The sequence below is a fragment of the Muribaculum gordoncarteri genome (assembly GCF_004803695.1).
Lineage (GTDB): Bacteria > Bacteroidota > Bacteroidia > Bacteroidales > Muribaculaceae > Muribaculum > Muribaculum gordoncarteri.
Genome location: NZ_CP039393.1, coordinates 128,856 through 143,759, shown reverse-complemented (window position 1 = coordinate 143,759; position 14,904 = coordinate 128,856). Strand labels below are relative to the sequence as shown.

The following is a 14,904-nucleotide window of genomic DNA, read 5'->3' as shown; positions in this document are numbered from 1 at the left end:
AGGGTTAGACGTATATGTATAAATTAAGACACCTAGAACAAAATTAAACGTAAATGCTACTCTATATTATTCCGTTTGTTTTAACGATTCTTTCGTCTATTAAATATGACATAAACAGAAAGAATGACATATGGGAAAAATATGGGTTACTTTTTTTATTTGTTTACTTGATATTATTGATTGGATTGCGCTATGAGGTAGGTGGAGATACAATAAATTATATGGGAGACTATGATTGGAGAGTTCCATTGTCACAATACAAATTATCATTTAATGATAAATTTCAACCCGGTTATATTATTTTGTGCTCTTTAGGAAAAAGTATATCACCTGACTTTTATGTTTTTCAATTAATCCATTCAGCGCTATTGAACACATTGTTATTTTTATTTATTAAAAATAATACCAAATATGTATATACATCTCTTGGTATAATATTTTTAACTTGTTATTTTTATTTCTCGACCGAGATACTAAGAGAATCTATAGCTGTCCTTATTTTTTCACTAAATTATAAAAATCTTATCAATAGGAGATGGCTTAGTTACTACACTGGTGTTCTTTTATGTTTTATGTTTCATTTATCCGCCATTTTCCTTGTAATTATACCATTTTTGCGTTGGATACGATTCAATGCAGTATTCATTTTCTTGGTATTTATAGAATTACTACTTGTTTTAAATTTTAGGAATCTCCTTATAAATATATCATCAATCTTATCAATTGATCTTATCAATTCATATATAGATGAAACATCTCATGGACTTCTCGCTGATTTAATGAATTTATTAAGATCTTTTATCATTCCTACTACATTCGCGTTAATGATTAAGAAAGGTCTTAAACGCAAAATGCCTTTTGAAAATATGATAGCTATCTTTTCCTTGATTGGATTATTAGGCTTTTTTAATCCAATTATATTTGGTAGACTAACAAATTACTTTATACTATTCTTTAGCCTATCTATAGCAACAATAATCGTTGATCTTTTACGGTCTAAAAGATATATTATCCGCAACTATGCTACTATTATTATTATTATTATAGCTATTTCTTATGGTTCATCATATATAATGTATAAAAGATATACATTATGGTATCCATACTGCTCAATTTTTTCAGCAAAACATATTGAGCGTGAGTATTTAAATAAAACCTTATTAAACAGATAAATATCGATTACTTTTTTTAAGTAAAGGAATGAATTCATATCCACTTGTTAGTATTATTATTCCCAACTACAATCATGCCCCTTTTCTAAAGGAGCGGATTGACAGTGTATTGAACCAGACCTATGATAATTTTGAAGTCATTATTCTGGATGACAAATCCACGGATAATTCAAAAGAGGTTATCGAAGTTTATCGTAGTCATCCCAGAATATCACAAATAGTATATAACGAAGAAAATTCCGGCTCCACGTTCAAGCAATGGCAAAAAGGATTTTCTTTAGCAAAAGGTGAATACATCTGGATAGCCGAAAGCGATGATATTGCCCATCCTGATTTTCTCAAAAATTTAATTAATGCTATTGCCGGTGATAAAGGAGTAGTTCTTGCCGCTACAGGAATTACCCTAATTAATGAAGATGGCAAAACATTAGGTTATGAAAGTATAAGTAAATCTAAATATATCCGTAAATATTCCTCTAAGCAGTTTATCCGAGAAAATATGCTTATTGGCAACCATTTATTAAACGCAAGTTCTGCCATTTTTCGTAAAGATATCATATCAAAGATTCCCAAGGATTACACTAAGCTAAAAGCATCAGGTGATTATCTTTTCTGGGTTGAAATTGCTAACCAGGGAAAGACAGTGGAAATCCCAGATAAACTCGATTATTTCCGGCGTTCCTCCACAACTGTAACACCCCGACTTTATGCTTCAGGAAAAGCTTTTGAAGAGTCTAAGATTGTTTTCTCCCGATTGCAAGAATTGGGATATGCCAAAGGTTTGTATAGAAACTTAATAGTTGGTTTCCGAATGAATCAAATCAAGAAAAGCAGGGGATTCAGTTCTGAGGAGGTAAGGCAACATTGTTTTAACCTATGGAAACAGGAGAACAAACTTCCCCTGTTTGATTACTCGGTGCTTTTTCTTTTTGGGATATATCGGAAAGTAAAGCGATATTTAAGGAATTTATAATGAAGAACAACATTGGTAAACTAAAAGACTGCTACGGATGCGGAGTATGCACAGCCGTCTGTCCTGTTAAGATAATCAATCTTAAAGAAAATGCTGGAGGATTCTATTCTCCACAAATCTCCAATGAAGAAAAATGCATAAACTGTGAGTTATGCCTAAAAGTATGTGCCTTCAATCATAAGGAACTTTCCCTTCAAAATGCTATTCCTAAAAGTTATGCCGGATATAGCAAGAATGACATTATTAGGCAGAGATGTTCTTCCGGTGGTGTCGGTTTTGAAATAGCAAGATTCTTAATCGAAAAAGGATATAAGGCATGTGGAGTAAGATATGATATAAGTAATGAACGAGCTGAACATTTCATAGCCTCCTCTGTGGAAGAATATACTCCCTCCATTGGCAGCAAGTATATACAAAGTTTTTCACAAACGGCATTCTCTGAAATATCAAGGAAAGAAAAGTATTTTGTGTCAGGCACTCCCTGTCAGATTGACTCATTCCGACGATATATCCGGCATCTCAAAATAGAAGATAATTTTATATTGCTCGATTTTTTCTGTCATGGAGTCCCATCTATGTTGTTATGGCGCGATTATCTTCACAACGTAGAAAAAGAAATAGGTAAAGCAGGATTTGTTTCTTGGAGAAATAAAACAAATGGTTGGCACGATTCATGGAATATGAATGTTGACCCTGTTGAATCCAATGACATTGACTGGCATAATTCATATAATATCAACATATTGGAAAAAAAACACTTCTACCAATCCCGATGGAAGGGCGGAGATTTATTCTATAAATTTTTCTTAAGCAATTATTGTCTCAATAAGTGTTGCTATAAGAGTTGCAAATACAAGTGTTTTTTATCATCTGCGGATATCCGGATAGGAGATTTATGGGGGAAAACTTTTAAAGATGAAAACCTAGGCACTAATGCAGTGATTGTCTTCACGGAAAATGGGGCAAAAATTCTGGAACAGTTAAAACAATGCAACCTTTCACCTATTGCAACTAACACTTGTGTGGAAGGGCAAATGAAAAAATGTCCTTCTCTCCCATTAATCTATCGACATTTATTAAAAGCTCTTGGTAAGGATGAGCCTTTACAAAAGACCTTCAACCACATTGTTAAGCCATACAGGTTGCTCACTATTCCAAAACGGATAATGAATCTGATAAGCTATAAATTAGGTATTAAACTTATTTCCCATTAATCGATGAAAAAAGTCGGGATCCTCTCTATGCAAAGAGTAATAAACTATGGCTCCTATCTTCAAGCTTATGCCCTAAAACAGTTACTGCTACAACAGGGTGCGACATCTGTCGAATATATTGACATCATAAGAGGAAAAAACCTTAAGGGTTACCAATCTTCAGGATTCCCATACTATCTGAGCCGTTTGAAAGCTTTGTTGAAGATTATTGCTGCCGGAAGAATTATAGAGAAAAGAAAAACTCTATGCTTTATGAAGCAGGTATCAAAAAAACTTCAAGAAGCTTGGAAAGAATTAGGGCTGAAAGACTATCCCTACTATCCTCCGGTAGACTTAGCAGTAGTTGGCAGTGATGAAGTATTTCATTGTTGTCAATCCACTTCATGGGGTTTCACAACCCAACTATATGGAAATATTAAAGAAGCAAAAGAAGTTGTCAGCTACGCAGCTTCTTTCGGAGGAACAAAACTTCAAGACATATTTAGGCTCGGTATTGGAGAAGAGATTGCAAAAAGTCTTCGCAGGATGAAATATATTTCTGTTCGAGATGATAACTCCCATAAGATAGTAAAGAATTTGACGGGACGAGAAGCCGAAATAAATCTTGATCCTGTATTGGCTTACGGTTTTAAACAAGAGATTGTCAATTCGGGTCCTGTGGACGAGAATAATTATATTCTACTTTATTCCTATCCGGATCGTATCAACGATAAGAAAGAAATTAAAGCAATCAAAGATTTTGCAAAGAGGACCGGAAAAAAACTAATATGCGTTATGTCAAGATATGACTGGTGCGACAGGGCAATAATTCCAACTCCGCTCGAACTGTTCAGTTGGTTCAAGAATGCGGATTTGGTAATATCAGAAACATTCCATGGTACCATTTTCTCCATTATTACCGAACGTCAATTTGCTACTATCGGCAGAGAATCTGCATTGCCAAAACTCACTTCAATGCTTCAGCCTTACGGCCTCACTGATCGACTCGTAAGTAAAGATAACTCAATTGATAAGATATTCTCTAATTCAATTGACTATATTGGCGTTAATGAAAAATTGGGGCCCCTACGTGAAAAAGCATACCAATACATAACTAAAATATTTCAATCATAATGATATGGATAAAGTTATCCTGGTTTGAGAAGGGTTAAAGAAATTTTCGAAATTTCAAATAACTGGTTTAGTGTTCTATCAGAGTAATGTATTGTTAAATCAACCCATTCCCATTTTAGAGCTTTAAATTATTTCACATTATTATCAAAACTATGAGTCAGAATAATAAGCGGTTACTTGCATTTGACGCCATTAAACTCTTTGCCATATTTCTTGTCGTATATGGCCATTGCATTTTACACCTGCAGAATTACAGTTATGATATTAAAGAGAACATCATATATCGATTTGTTTCTTCTTTCCACATGCCATTGTTTATGGCTATTTCAGGTTATTTTGGATCAAAAATATTTAACCTAAAGTTTTCTGATATTGTTGCAAAGAAATGGAAAAGGTTAATTGTACCGTCAATCTCATTCGGTGTATTGTTTGGCATCTCATGGTGTTATTTTGTTGAGGAGGGGGCAGTTACGTAGGGACTCTTGTCAGGTGTTATTGGTTTTTAAAGAGCCTATTTTGTTTCTCTTTGCTTTATTGGGTATGTAGAAAAATGCCAAACGTAACTATTGGAATTATTCTTACACTAGTCATTAGTCAATTTGTGTTTGCTTATAAAGTAAATGAAATGTATCCATCCTTTTTGGTTGGAGCCTACTTATATAGTCATAGAGTATAATATATTGAAAAATATTGGATAAGAATTTTTTTAGTATGTCTAATATGCTATATGATATTGTTCTGCTTTGATGATTACGAAATGTTTTCATATCCTGTTTTAAGGCTGCATAAATACATAAAATCGCCGGGAATAGGCTTTTACCTGTCAATTCAAGCATATATAATAACAATGGGAATTTTTGGTTCTCTTTCAGTAATTTCGTTATTTGTAGGTATCGGACAGAAATATAATGATACAAAATATGGGGAGTATATATCTAGATGGGGTTCTGAAACCTTAGGAATATATCTTATTCAGGCAATACTTTTAGAACACTTCATGATGAAGACTCTCAACTTTTCCAATGTTTCATGGGGCTTATTCAATCTTGTAACTGCTCCTATAATATAATCGTTATCATTCTATGCCTTACAATTATCTCTGTGATGAAAAAAAGTAGATTCTGTAGAATATATTTTCTTGGAGAAAATAAATAATATGAAAAAAATACTGCTATTTTGTGAGGCGTTGAGGAATCGTGCCGGAATTGAGCGAATGACTGTAGAGTTGGCCAATTTGCTTAGTGAAGATTATAAAGTATCTATCGTCACTATTGACCTGTTCAAAGCTGAGGAATGTCCTTATGCAGTTTCGCCAAAAGTCAAAATAATGTCATTAAACTCCTCATTCAATAAAACTTTCTCATCACTGAAAAGTCTGAATATAAGAAATATCCGATTATTCAGAAAAATATGTAAAGAGTTGTACCCTGAGGTTATAATTACTGTTGCGACACCTCTCATACGGATTTCAGCTCCAGCAATTATCGGACTCGGGATAAGAAATATAGGTTGGGAACACTTTAATATATTTGCCGGCTCAAAGGCGGGGACATTATTCAAGTCAGTTGCACCATGGTTTGTTGACAAGACCGTAGTCCTGACAGAAGCTGATGCCGTTGATTATCGAAAGAAAAAGGCACCTGACATAATCGTGATACCCAATTTTACCTCTATAGGATCAAACAATCCTTCAAGAATAGAAAATAAGGTGCTTCTTGCCGTCGGGCGACATTCCGAACAAAAAGGATTCGATCTTTTACTAAAAGCTTGGGCCAAGTCAAAGCCTCAGGGATGGTTGCTGACTATAGTTGGCGACGGAAAGCTTAAAGAAGACAATATTGATCTTGCAGAGAAACTGGGTATTTCAGATTCCGTGATTTTCAAACCGTCAACCCCCAATATCGTTGAGGAGTTTCAAAATGCGTCATGTTTTGTGCTGTCGTCACGATATGAAGGCCTTGTCCTGGTCTTGATTGAAGCAAAAACAATGGGCCTCCCGAGCATATGTTTCGATTGTCCGAATTCGCCCCGTGAGGTAATCCGTCATGGAATCGACGGATGGCTTGTGCCTTCGGAAAACATTGATGCTTTAGCTAAAGAGATTGAGCTGAGATTAAAGGACATTGATACTCTTAGACTCGCAGGTGAAAAGGCGCGAATTGATGCTTTGAAAAGATATAGTCCCGAAGCAATAAAGTCGCAATGGGAAAACATTTTATAAAAGCATAATAACCAATGAAAATTTTACATTTTACAGGTTCTACTGCAATTGGGGGTGTTGCGTCGATAGTTTATGAACTTTCTAAATATTGTACATCCCGAGGACATAATGTTGATCAATTATCGATGTGCAATGAGCCACACTTGATCGATTCATCAGGGAAATATGAGGACATTGGAGTAAGGACTTTCATTTCTCCAACATCAAATAGATATACTTATCGCCAGCTTAAGAGTCTGATAAAAACTATGCGGGAATACGACATTGTTCATGTGCATCAATTCCCTGAACAATTATATGGGGCATTGGCATCAATGTTAAAATCTCCGAATAATATCCCGAAGGTAATTACAACTGAACATAGTACATGGAACAACAGGCGTAATTATAAACTTTTGAAATATTTTGACCGGTGGATGTACAGCAATTATGATAAAATAGTGTGCATATCGCCACCTGTTTATGATTCTCTTGTAAAGTGGCTTGACAATGACAGACTCATCAATAAGATAACTACTATAACTAATGGCATAGACATAAACAAATACAGAAATGCGATAAACAATTTAGAAGATTATGTTGGATGTACTGACGGCAATAAATATATTGTAATGGTCGGACGTTTGGAGCATCCGAAGGATCCTATTACCTTAATAAAAGCAATAAAGAATCTACCCAATAATGTCCACGCTGTCTTTTGTGGTGATGGTTATTTAAAAACTCAGATTGAAGCTTCGACAAAAGCTCTTAATATGAAGCATCGTGTGCATTTATTAGGCAATGTCACAAATCCGGAAACCATTCTTAAGGGTTGTGATGTCGGAGTTTTGTCTTCCTATTGGGATGGTTTTGGGCTTGTGGCAGCAGAGTATATGACAGCAGGCATTCCATCGGTAGGAACAAATGTACCCGGACTTAAAGAGGTGATTGGAGATCAGGATCTCTTGTTTGAACCAGGTGATGTGGAAAGACTTACTATCATACTAAAACAACTGCTTGAGAACGATAATTATAGAAATTCTAAAATAGAAAACGGCTATAGCCAAGCGCTAAATTTCACAAGTGAAAAGATGGCATCGGAATATCTTGCTTTGTACGAATCAATCTTATCATAAAAACAATGAAAATATCGTTTTTTATCACCGATATGTCCCAAGGAGGAGGAATGGAACGAGTCACTGCAAATCTTTCCAATCAATTGGTAAGCAGAGGATACGATATTAAAGTCGTATCCCTTATACAGGAGAATCCTAATTTGACATATTTGCTGGACAATAATGTGGAAACTCTCGGTCTCCTGAAAGGGAAATACAATAGGCAGCAACAAATGGCAAAGCGTCTTCTTACCCAGTTCCTAATTCTTAGAAAACTGAAAAATTTTCTCAAGTCAGATTCTTCAGATTTATTTATCGCTCAAGGATTATTGCCTGCACTATTCTTATGGCTATGCGGATATGCAAATAAAACCATCGTATGCGAACATTTTAAATATGAACTTTACACCAATTATTTCGTGCTTAAATTGCGGCTAATGATATATAAAAGCATGAAGAATGTTGTAACATTAACTGATGAAGATGCCAATAAATTCATAAGAAAAGGAATTGATGCTAAAACGATTCCAAATATGGTGCCGTTCAAGATTAATGACGAAATTTCCAAAGGCATTTCATGTTCGCGCCGAATTCTATGCGTAGGAAGGCTGGAGAATCAAAAGGGATTTGATTTGCTCATAAATGCAGTTGCCACCATAAAGGATAGGATGGACGGTTGGGAAATCCATATATATGGCGATGGTAGCCAGAAGGAATATCTTACCGGTTTAATTGAGAATAATCAGTGCGGGCATATAATTAAATTGATGGGATATTCCAATGATATTGATTATGATCGGTATGCTTTTTCCGTTGTGCCTTCTCGATTTGAGGGATTTTCTATGGCTATATTAGAATTTATGGCAAAAGGAGTTCCTGTGGTGTCATTTGATTGCCCTGAAGGTCCTGGGGTACTATTAAAAGGGGAGGTCGGGATACTTATTCCGCCGGAAGATGTTGATAAGCTTTCTAATGCTATATTATCTATGGCGGAGAATTTGGAATTAAGAGAAAAATATGCAAAAAGGGGGCTTCAAAGAGCTTCGAAATATGCCCCGGATTATATAATGAAACAATGGGAGAAGTTACTTGCCTCTGAATAAAAGACTTTTGGTTATATCATCTCATTTCATTTATCCCATTACCGGCGGGAATCAGATACGCAGCGTAATAGTTGGAATTGTTGCTTGAACGACTTGTTGTTGATGTCATATATATAAGTGCTGCAGGAGAGGACGGCTCTATCAGGAAGCATCAGCCTATTATTGGTAAAGTCCTATTTTAAATGGGTTACAACGAAAATCGATTCTACAATTGGGATTTATAACCTATTCAGTTTTTATTAGCTAATTAGATTTTCATGATAATGAATAAAAGTTTCGTGAGCATTATTACTCCATGTTATAATGCGGAAAGGACTATTGTAACCGCTATTGAATCAGTCATAAATCAGTCATTTCAAAACTGGGAAATGTTAATTATAGATGATTGTTCCAATGATAGCTCTCCTGAAATAATAAAGGAATATGCTGATCGGGATCATAGAATTAAGTATTTCCAGACTAATGAGAAATCCGGTTCTCCTTCTTTGCCAAGGAATATTGGCATAGACAATGCTTGTGGAAAATACATAGCATTTCTTGATGCCGATGACATATGGCTACCAAATAAACTTGAACAACAAATTCAGTTTATAGAGAATAATGATTATTCTTTCATTTATTCAGATTATGAAAAAATAAATCATTTAGGGGAAAGGAATAATCGAATAGTAAAGATGCCCGAGTCTGCTTCTTTTTGGGATGTAATAGAAACATGCACAATTCCGTGCTTAACAGCATTGATTAAGAGGGAAATAATAGGCGATACGAGATTCAAACACATTCCAAAGGAAGATTTTGTCTTTTGGCTGGACATTCTTAAGAAAGAAGTCATCGCATATAATGTTGGGCAAGTTTTAGCCCTTTATCGAGAGCAACCGAATAGCCGATCATCTAATAAATTCAATATGATCAAAAATCAATGGATAATATTGAGAAAAATAGAGGGTGTTAAACCTGTCGTAGCTTCATATTTCATGTTTCAATATTTATTCCATGGCGTTTTAAAATTCATTAAATAGCCATTCGCTAGTTTTATAAAAATATAATCCCTGTATCAAAGTTTCCTCTACACACTCTACGAAGGGAATTTACCGCATCGTCGAACGGTTCAAACAATATTATACCTGCAAAAGCCATCAGCCTCAGCTATACCTACCGCACCGAACTTACCGTCGTCATCCGCCTCGCTCGTTATGTTATGAGGCACATTGATCACTTCCCAATCGCCATCATCGACATCGGGTGATTGCCACATTTTAGAATCCCCCCGATGAAACCGCCAGTCACGATTCAAGTCTATGATCTCGCGGGCATTGAGCATTAAGGATGTCACGATAAGCATCAAAGCAATAGCTGCACGTTCTTTCTTCATGGATAAATGGATTATTTGATCAGTTTTCAATTTTTTCACGTTCAACAAAGATAGTAAATTCAGGCAACAACCACAACAACAAAATATTTCCCCCACAGTAAGCGCGATTTAACGAAAATGCCTAAATTTGTAATAGCGCTGATGGCGTGAACCCAAAAACATCAATAAAAACCGAAAAATTATGAAACGTATACTCATGGCGATATTGGCCGCATTGGGCATCTGCACAAGTTGCTCGGCCTCCGATGTCAACGAACTCTCTCCGCAGCAATTCAACGATGCCGTAAACACCGACTCGATGGCTGTCGTGATTGATGTGCGCAAACCGTCGGAATATGCCGAGGGGCATCTTAAAAACGCACAATTGCTTGATTTTCTTGACGAGCCGGCATTTGACGAAGGCATAAAGAAGCTTGACAAGACAAAGCATTACTATATCTATTGCCGCAGCGGACGCCGCAGTCACAATGCTGCCGAGAAGATGCAGAAACTCGGATTGACCGTCTACGACATGAGAGGCGGCATACTGAGCTGGAACCGACAAGGACTCCCCGTTACAACCGAATAACGTAGACTCCGATGGCTAAACAAGAGTATATCATAAAGAACCGCGAATGGCTCCAAAACAAGGCCAATGAACCCGGCGTACTCCCTATCGACAAGGGCATCTACTATAAAGTGTTGAAACGTGGCCGCCCCGACTCCCCTTCGCCCAATCGCAACAGCGTCGTGACCGTCCACTACACCGGACGCACAATCAACGGCAAGCAATTTGACAGCAGCCGGGGAGGCGCTCCCGTAGCCATGCGACTGCGTGAGCTGATTCAAGGATGGATCATAGCCCTGCAGCAAATGCATGTCGGCGACAAATGGGAAATATACCTCCCTGCCGAAATGGGTTATGGCCGCCTATCCCAGCCTGGCATCCCCGGCGGCTCAACCCTCATATTCGAGATTGAGCTACACGGAGTCATGTAACCCCCTCCTCTCCCCCACGCCTACACGAGGCTGCCGAAGCGCCAACCACGCACCCCGGCAGCCTCGATACATACCTTCATTCTAAATACATTTAGATACCTTTATTCAATAGAATTCACTCTCAATCACCCAAAGATAATCACCCGATACTCTTTGCCCTCAACATAATAACTGGCCGTGATTAATAAGGACATAATATGTTTCTCAACACATTCAATTGACGCCTCGGAAATTATTCGTAATTTTGCATTATAACAACCGCAAAATCAAAAAATGGCAGAAATTTCAATGCCGTTGATAAAGATACAGAACTATTAAGCTCCAAAGCAGCAGACTCAAACACTATAAAACTAAAAAATAACTGCGTATGGAGCTTTTCGTTTATTCGCTTGGAACTGAATGATAGTACAAACTATGACAAAAACAAAGGCAAAGCCCTTTCTCAAATGGGCAGGAGGCAAAACCCAGTTGCTTCCTACCATAGACTCATTTTTGCCGGAAACATTCCGTCACGAATATGATGTAACCTACATCGAACCGTTTGTGGGGGGAGGCGCTATGCTTTTTTTCATGCTTCAGAAGTATCCCAATATCAAAAGAGCTATTGTCAATGACATTAACCCCCATCTTATAAAGACCTATACCGTCATCCGTGACGAACCTTTTTCATTAATCGGCACCCTAAATGAACTCCAAAATACATTTAAGTCATTTGTTGAATATGATCAACAAAAAGATTTTTACCTCAATATAAGAAACCGATTTAACCAATCGCAATTGACTGATGTCGAAGAAGCTGCCTATATGATATTCCTGAATCGCACTTGTTTTAACGGCCTATATCGAGAGAACTCCAAAGGTGGATTTAACGTTCCGTTTGGACGATATGCCAATCCGACAATTTGCGATGAAGAGTTGATTCTCGCGGATAGTGAACTCTTGCAAAAAGTTGAACTGTTAAACGGGGATTTTTCGCATACTGCGGAACATGTTCAAGGATATACATTCTTTTATTTTGATCCACCTTATCGTCCTCTTGATGCCACATCAAGCTTCAATTCTTATGTAAAGGAATCGTTTGACGATAACGAGCAAATACGCCTGAAAGATTTTTACTCAAACCTCTCGGCAGGAGGGTGTTTTGCAATGCTCAGTAATTCAGACTGCAAAGGTCGCAATGTGGAAGATGACTTCTTTGATAAATTATATGAAGATTTCTTCATTGAGAGAGTATATGCCAAAAGGTGTATCAATGCCAATGCGACCAAACGCGGAACTCTAACAGAATTACTAATTAGAAACTACGAAAATTATCAGGGTGAACCCACAAACCTCTTTAACAGCTAAAGCCATGTCCGACAGATTTTCAGACTTCATGAAACCATTGAAAGAAACCCACTTTTCGCTAAAAGATTATGTAGATTTCCCTAAAGTTGCAGCCAATGTAGACGCGATTTCAATTAAGCTGAACCAGCTAAATTATCTTATTGGACAAGAAGACATGGCGGCTGCAGTGAAGAGATTGTGGGAAGAGAACCCAAAGGTGTTTACAGTGCTGGATGTACTCATCGCTGTTCGGGCAAAAGATAGGAAAAAAGCGATTGATGCCTATGGTAATATCTATCTTGTCAGCGATTACTTCAATTCTCCGGAACAGGTAACGACGTTTCTTGATGAAACCGGTCTAACCGAAGTCTTTCAGAAAAAGCAAATCAAAAATCTTGTGGACTATGTCTTTGGCGTAGAAGTAGGGCTTGATTCCAATGCACGCAAGAATCGAGGTGGACACATCATGGAGGGACTTGTTGCAAATATTCTGACAGCAAATGGAATCCCATTCGAGCAAGAAGTTTATTACACGGAGTTCCCTGAAATTGTGAGGGCATTAGGGGCCGACAATAAACGATTTGATTTCGTTATCCGCACTCCGCAGAAGGTTTATCTCATTGAGGCGAACTTCTACACAGGTGGAGGCTCAAAACTCAATGAAGTTGCACGTTCCTATTCCGAACTTGCCCCCAAGATAAACGCGGTCCCCGGATTTGAATTTGTATGGATAACAGACGGCATAGGTTGGGAATCAGCGCGGAATAAGCTTGAAGAAGCATTTGCGCATATTCCCAGTGTGTATAACCTTACAAATATCAACACTTTCATCGAGAAACTAAAATGATAAAAGGAGGAACAGGCGGAGCTAATACCTTGACTGGGTTAGTCTATGAAGGGAAAGTCGATTTAAAGACTTTTCTTAATCAACAACCGGGCTACCGTGTTGATGGAAGTCATGTGTTTTATCAGTACGAAGAAGTTGGGCAGATTTTCAAAAAACATGAATTGTATTCCCTGTTTTTAAAACCTCGTGGCGTAGATTGGAGAAATTGTATTTCTGCGAAATTGCTGCCTGATAATGGTATTTACGTTATCATCAACAATACAGTTTATATAATCGAGGTTAAAACTCAAAATGTCGGCGGAAGCGTTGATGAGAAACTCCAAACATGTGACTTTAAGAAAAAACAATATCAGAAGCTTTTCTTTCCTCTGAACATAGAGGTACAATATATTTATATTCTGGATGATTGGTTCAGAAATCCACGATATAAAGATGTGCTGGATTATATTATTTCAGTTGGATGTCAATATTATTTCCAGTACATTCCTCTCCAAAAACTTGGATTACCCGTTCCTACAGTTAGTTAATAACATAATGATAATCCCATTTTACAAATCAGATGACAGAGCCTTCACCATTGTCAATGGCGACTGTTTTGATGTGCTTCCACAGTTTGAATTTAAGTTTGATATGATTTTTGCCGACCCTCCATATTTCCTCTCTAACGGAGGTATAAGCTATCAAGCTGGTAAAGTTGTTTGTGTTGATAAAGGGGAATGGGATAAAGGGGGTAATCTTGAATCTATTATAGAATTTAATCGGAAATGGTTAAAACTATGCCGCGAAAAGCTAAAGGATAATGGGACAATTTGGATTTCCGGTACTCACCATAATGTTTTTGCTATCGCGAACTTGTTAACTGAACTTGGTTACAAAATTCTAAATGTAATAACTTGGGCCAAAACCAACCCTCCTCCTAATATATCATGTCGATTCTTTACCCATTCTACAGAATTCATTATCTGGGCGAGAAAGAGTAAGAAAGTTCCTCATAAGTATAATTACAAACTTATGAAAGCGATTAATAATGGCAAGCAAATGACAGATGTTTGGCGACTTCCTGCAATAGGGCGTTGGGAGAAATCATGTGGCAAACACCCAACACAAAAACCGTTGGCATTACTCACTCGAATTATACTTGCAAATACAAATGAACATGATTGGATTCTCGATCCTTTTGCAGGATCATCCACAACCGGAATTGCTGCAAACCTATGTGGCAGAAGATATTTGGGCATTGAAAAAATAAATGAGTTTGCATCCCTTAGCACAGCGCGTAGAATAGAAATAGAGCAAATTGATGTTAAACGCAAATATATTAGTAAACTTCATGATTTGAACTATATATCCACCATACATCATGCAAATGAATCCGAACCGATGTATGGAAATGACCTTCCATTCTAAGATATTTGGATTATTTTTGTGCTTCGCGACATTATGGGGTGAAATCCGGGATTTCGGCGCATTATATTTGCTGGAAAAAAGTAA

At 37.1% G+C, this 14,904-nt stretch carries 17 protein-coding genes; 16 read left to right on the top strand and 1 reads right to left on the bottom strand.

Features of this window, described 5'->3' with window-relative positions; genetic code table 11:
* Positions 1–53 precede the first annotated feature (53 nt).
* The 10 genes from E7746_RS00665 to E7746_RS00620 all read left to right on the top strand — a co-directional run bounded on the left by E7746_RS00665 (position 54) and on the right by E7746_RS00620 (position 9,909).
* Positions 54–1,172: an EpsG family protein gene (locus E7746_RS00665; RefSeq protein ID WP_136409505.1), complete on the top strand. Its 1,119-nt coding sequence runs from the start codon at positions 54–56 to the stop codon at positions 1,170–1,172.
* Between the two features lie 28 nt (positions 1,173–1,200).
* Entirely contained in the window at positions 1,201–2,145 is a 945-nt protein-coding gene (locus tag E7746_RS00660) for a glycosyltransferase family 2 protein (protein ID WP_136409504.1), read from the top strand.
* Positions 2,145–3,359, top strand: coding sequence for a Coenzyme F420 hydrogenase/dehydrogenase, beta subunit C-terminal domain (locus E7746_RS00655; RefSeq protein WP_136409503.1), 1,215 nt, complete (start codon positions 2,145–2,147; stop codon positions 3,357–3,359). Before E7746_RS00660 ends, E7746_RS00655 begins: the two co-directional genes overlap by 1 nt.
* Positions 3,360–3,386: 27 nt before the next feature.
* A complete protein-coding gene (locus E7746_RS00650; RefSeq protein ID WP_168184267.1) occupies positions 3,387–4,472 on the top strand; it encodes a polysaccharide pyruvyl transferase family protein in 1,086 nt (361 codons plus the stop codon).
* A gap of 152 nt (positions 4,473–4,624) precedes the next feature.
* Positions 4,625–4,948, top strand: a complete 324-nt coding sequence (locus E7746_RS15355; RefSeq protein WP_123395142.1) for an acyltransferase family protein — start codon at positions 4,625–4,627, stop codon at positions 4,946–4,948.
* 251 nt (positions 4,949–5,199) lie between these two features.
* The gene (locus tag E7746_RS00640; RefSeq protein ID WP_123395141.1) at positions 5,200–5,541 is read left to right on the top strand and encodes a hypothetical protein; all 342 of its coding nucleotides are present in this window, start codon (positions 5,200–5,202) and stop codon (positions 5,539–5,541) included.
* An 87-nt stretch (positions 5,542–5,628) separates the two neighbouring features.
* A complete protein-coding gene (locus tag E7746_RS00635) occupies positions 5,629–6,693 on the top strand; it encodes a glycosyltransferase family 4 protein (protein ID WP_123395140.1) in 1,065 nt (354 codons plus the stop codon).
* A gap of 14 nt (positions 6,694–6,707) precedes the next feature.
* Positions 6,708–7,808, top strand: coding sequence for a glycosyltransferase (locus E7746_RS00630; protein WP_136409502.1), 1,101 nt, complete (start codon positions 6,708–6,710; stop codon positions 7,806–7,808).
* A 5-nt stretch (positions 7,809–7,813) separates the two neighbouring features.
* Positions 7,814–8,890 (top strand): glycosyltransferase family 4 protein, encoded by a 1,077-nt coding sequence (locus tag E7746_RS00625; RefSeq protein WP_123395138.1) that lies wholly within the window; start codon positions 7,814–7,816, stop codon positions 8,888–8,890.
* A 263-nt stretch (positions 8,891–9,153) separates the two neighbouring features.
* A complete protein-coding gene (locus tag E7746_RS00620; protein WP_123395416.1) occupies positions 9,154–9,909 on the top strand; it encodes a glycosyltransferase family 2 protein in 756 nt (251 codons plus the stop codon).
* A gap of 89 nt (positions 9,910–9,998) precedes the next feature.
* Here E7746_RS00620 and E7746_RS00615 read toward each other — a convergent pair whose 3' ends face one another.
* Positions 9,999–10,262 (bottom strand): hypothetical protein, encoded by a 264-nt coding sequence (locus E7746_RS00615; RefSeq protein WP_136409501.1) that lies wholly within the window; start codon positions 10,260–10,262, stop codon positions 9,999–10,001.
* A 181-nt stretch (positions 10,263–10,443) separates the two neighbouring features.
* Here E7746_RS00615 and E7746_RS00610 point away from each other — a divergent pair, with 181 nt between their 5' ends.
* The 6 genes from E7746_RS00610 to E7746_RS00585 all read left to right on the top strand — a co-directional run bounded on the left by E7746_RS00610 (position 10,444) and on the right by E7746_RS00585 (position 14,820).
* Positions 10,444–10,830, top strand: a complete 387-nt coding sequence (locus tag E7746_RS00610; protein WP_136409500.1) for a rhodanese-like domain-containing protein — start codon at positions 10,444–10,446, stop codon at positions 10,828–10,830.
* Positions 10,831–10,841: 11 nt separating this feature from the next.
* Complete coding sequence (locus tag E7746_RS00605; RefSeq protein ID WP_136409499.1) at positions 10,842–11,240, top strand: FKBP-type peptidyl-prolyl cis-trans isomerase; 399 nt, start codon at positions 10,842–10,844, stop codon at positions 11,238–11,240.
* Between the two features lie 414 nt (positions 11,241–11,654).
* Positions 11,655–12,587: a DNA adenine methylase gene (locus E7746_RS00600; RefSeq protein WP_136409498.1), complete on the top strand. Its 933-nt coding sequence runs from the start codon at positions 11,655–11,657 to the stop codon at positions 12,585–12,587.
* 28 nt (positions 12,588–12,615) lie between these two features.
* Positions 12,616–13,413, top strand: coding sequence for a type II restriction endonuclease (locus E7746_RS00595; protein ID WP_238337274.1), 798 nt, complete (start codon positions 12,616–12,618; stop codon positions 13,411–13,413).
* Entirely contained in the window at positions 13,410–13,940 is a 531-nt protein-coding gene (locus E7746_RS00590) for a PDDEXK family nuclease (RefSeq protein WP_136409496.1), read from the top strand. Before E7746_RS00595 ends, E7746_RS00590 begins: the two co-directional genes overlap by 4 nt.
* 7 nt (positions 13,941–13,947) lie before the next feature.
* Complete coding sequence (locus E7746_RS00585) at positions 13,948–14,820, top strand: DNA-methyltransferase (RefSeq protein ID WP_202877162.1); 873 nt, start codon at positions 13,948–13,950, stop codon at positions 14,818–14,820.
* The last annotated feature ends 84 nt before the right edge of the window (positions 14,821–14,904 follow it).

What these genes read in the sequence shown, in the direction of transcription:
- E7746_RS00665 (WP_136409505.1), top strand. Translation starts at nt 54, where the DNA reads ATGCTACTCTATATTATTCCGTTTGTTTTAACGATTCTTTCGTCTATT.
- E7746_RS00660 (WP_136409504.1), top strand. Translation starts at nt 1,201, where the DNA reads ATGAATTCATATCCACTTGTTAGTATTATTATTCCCAACTACAATCAT.
- E7746_RS00655 (WP_136409503.1), top strand. Translation starts at nt 2,145, where the DNA reads ATGAAGAACAACATTGGTAAACTAAAAGACTGCTACGGATGCGGAGTA.
- E7746_RS00650 (WP_168184267.1), top strand. Translation starts at nt 3,387, where the DNA reads ATGCAAAGAGTAATAAACTATGGCTCCTATCTTCAAGCTTATGCCCTA.
- E7746_RS15355 (WP_123395142.1), top strand. Translation starts at nt 4,625, where the DNA reads ATGAGTCAGAATAATAAGCGGTTACTTGCATTTGACGCCATTAAACTC.
- E7746_RS00640 (WP_123395141.1), top strand. Translation starts at nt 5,200, where the DNA reads ATGATATTGTTCTGCTTTGATGATTACGAAATGTTTTCATATCCTGTT.
- E7746_RS00635 (WP_123395140.1), top strand. Translation starts at nt 5,629, where the DNA reads ATGAAAAAAATACTGCTATTTTGTGAGGCGTTGAGGAATCGTGCCGGA.
- E7746_RS00630 (WP_136409502.1), top strand. Translation starts at nt 6,708, where the DNA reads ATGAAAATTTTACATTTTACAGGTTCTACTGCAATTGGGGGTGTTGCG.
- E7746_RS00625 (WP_123395138.1), top strand. Translation starts at nt 7,814, where the DNA reads ATGAAAATATCGTTTTTTATCACCGATATGTCCCAAGGAGGAGGAATG.
- E7746_RS00620 (WP_123395416.1), top strand. Translation starts at nt 9,154, where the DNA reads ATGAATAAAAGTTTCGTGAGCATTATTACTCCATGTTATAATGCGGAA.
- E7746_RS00615 (WP_136409501.1), bottom strand. Translation starts at nt 10,262, where the DNA reads ATGAAGAAAGAACGTGCAGCTATTGCTTTGATGCTTATCGTGACATCC.
- E7746_RS00610 (WP_136409500.1), top strand. Translation starts at nt 10,444, where the DNA reads ATGAAACGTATACTCATGGCGATATTGGCCGCATTGGGCATCTGCACA.
- E7746_RS00605 (WP_136409499.1), top strand. Translation starts at nt 10,842, where the DNA reads ATGGCTAAACAAGAGTATATCATAAAGAACCGCGAATGGCTCCAAAAC.
- E7746_RS00600 (WP_136409498.1), top strand. Translation starts at nt 11,655, where the DNA reads ATGACAAAAACAAAGGCAAAGCCCTTTCTCAAATGGGCAGGAGGCAAA.
- E7746_RS00595 (WP_238337274.1), top strand. Translation starts at nt 12,616, where the DNA reads ATGAAACCATTGAAAGAAACCCACTTTTCGCTAAAAGATTATGTAGAT.
- E7746_RS00590 (WP_136409496.1), top strand. Translation starts at nt 13,410, where the DNA reads ATGATAAAAGGAGGAACAGGCGGAGCTAATACCTTGACTGGGTTAGTC.
- E7746_RS00585 (WP_202877162.1), top strand. Translation starts at nt 13,948, where the DNA reads ATGATAATCCCATTTTACAAATCAGATGACAGAGCCTTCACCATTGTC.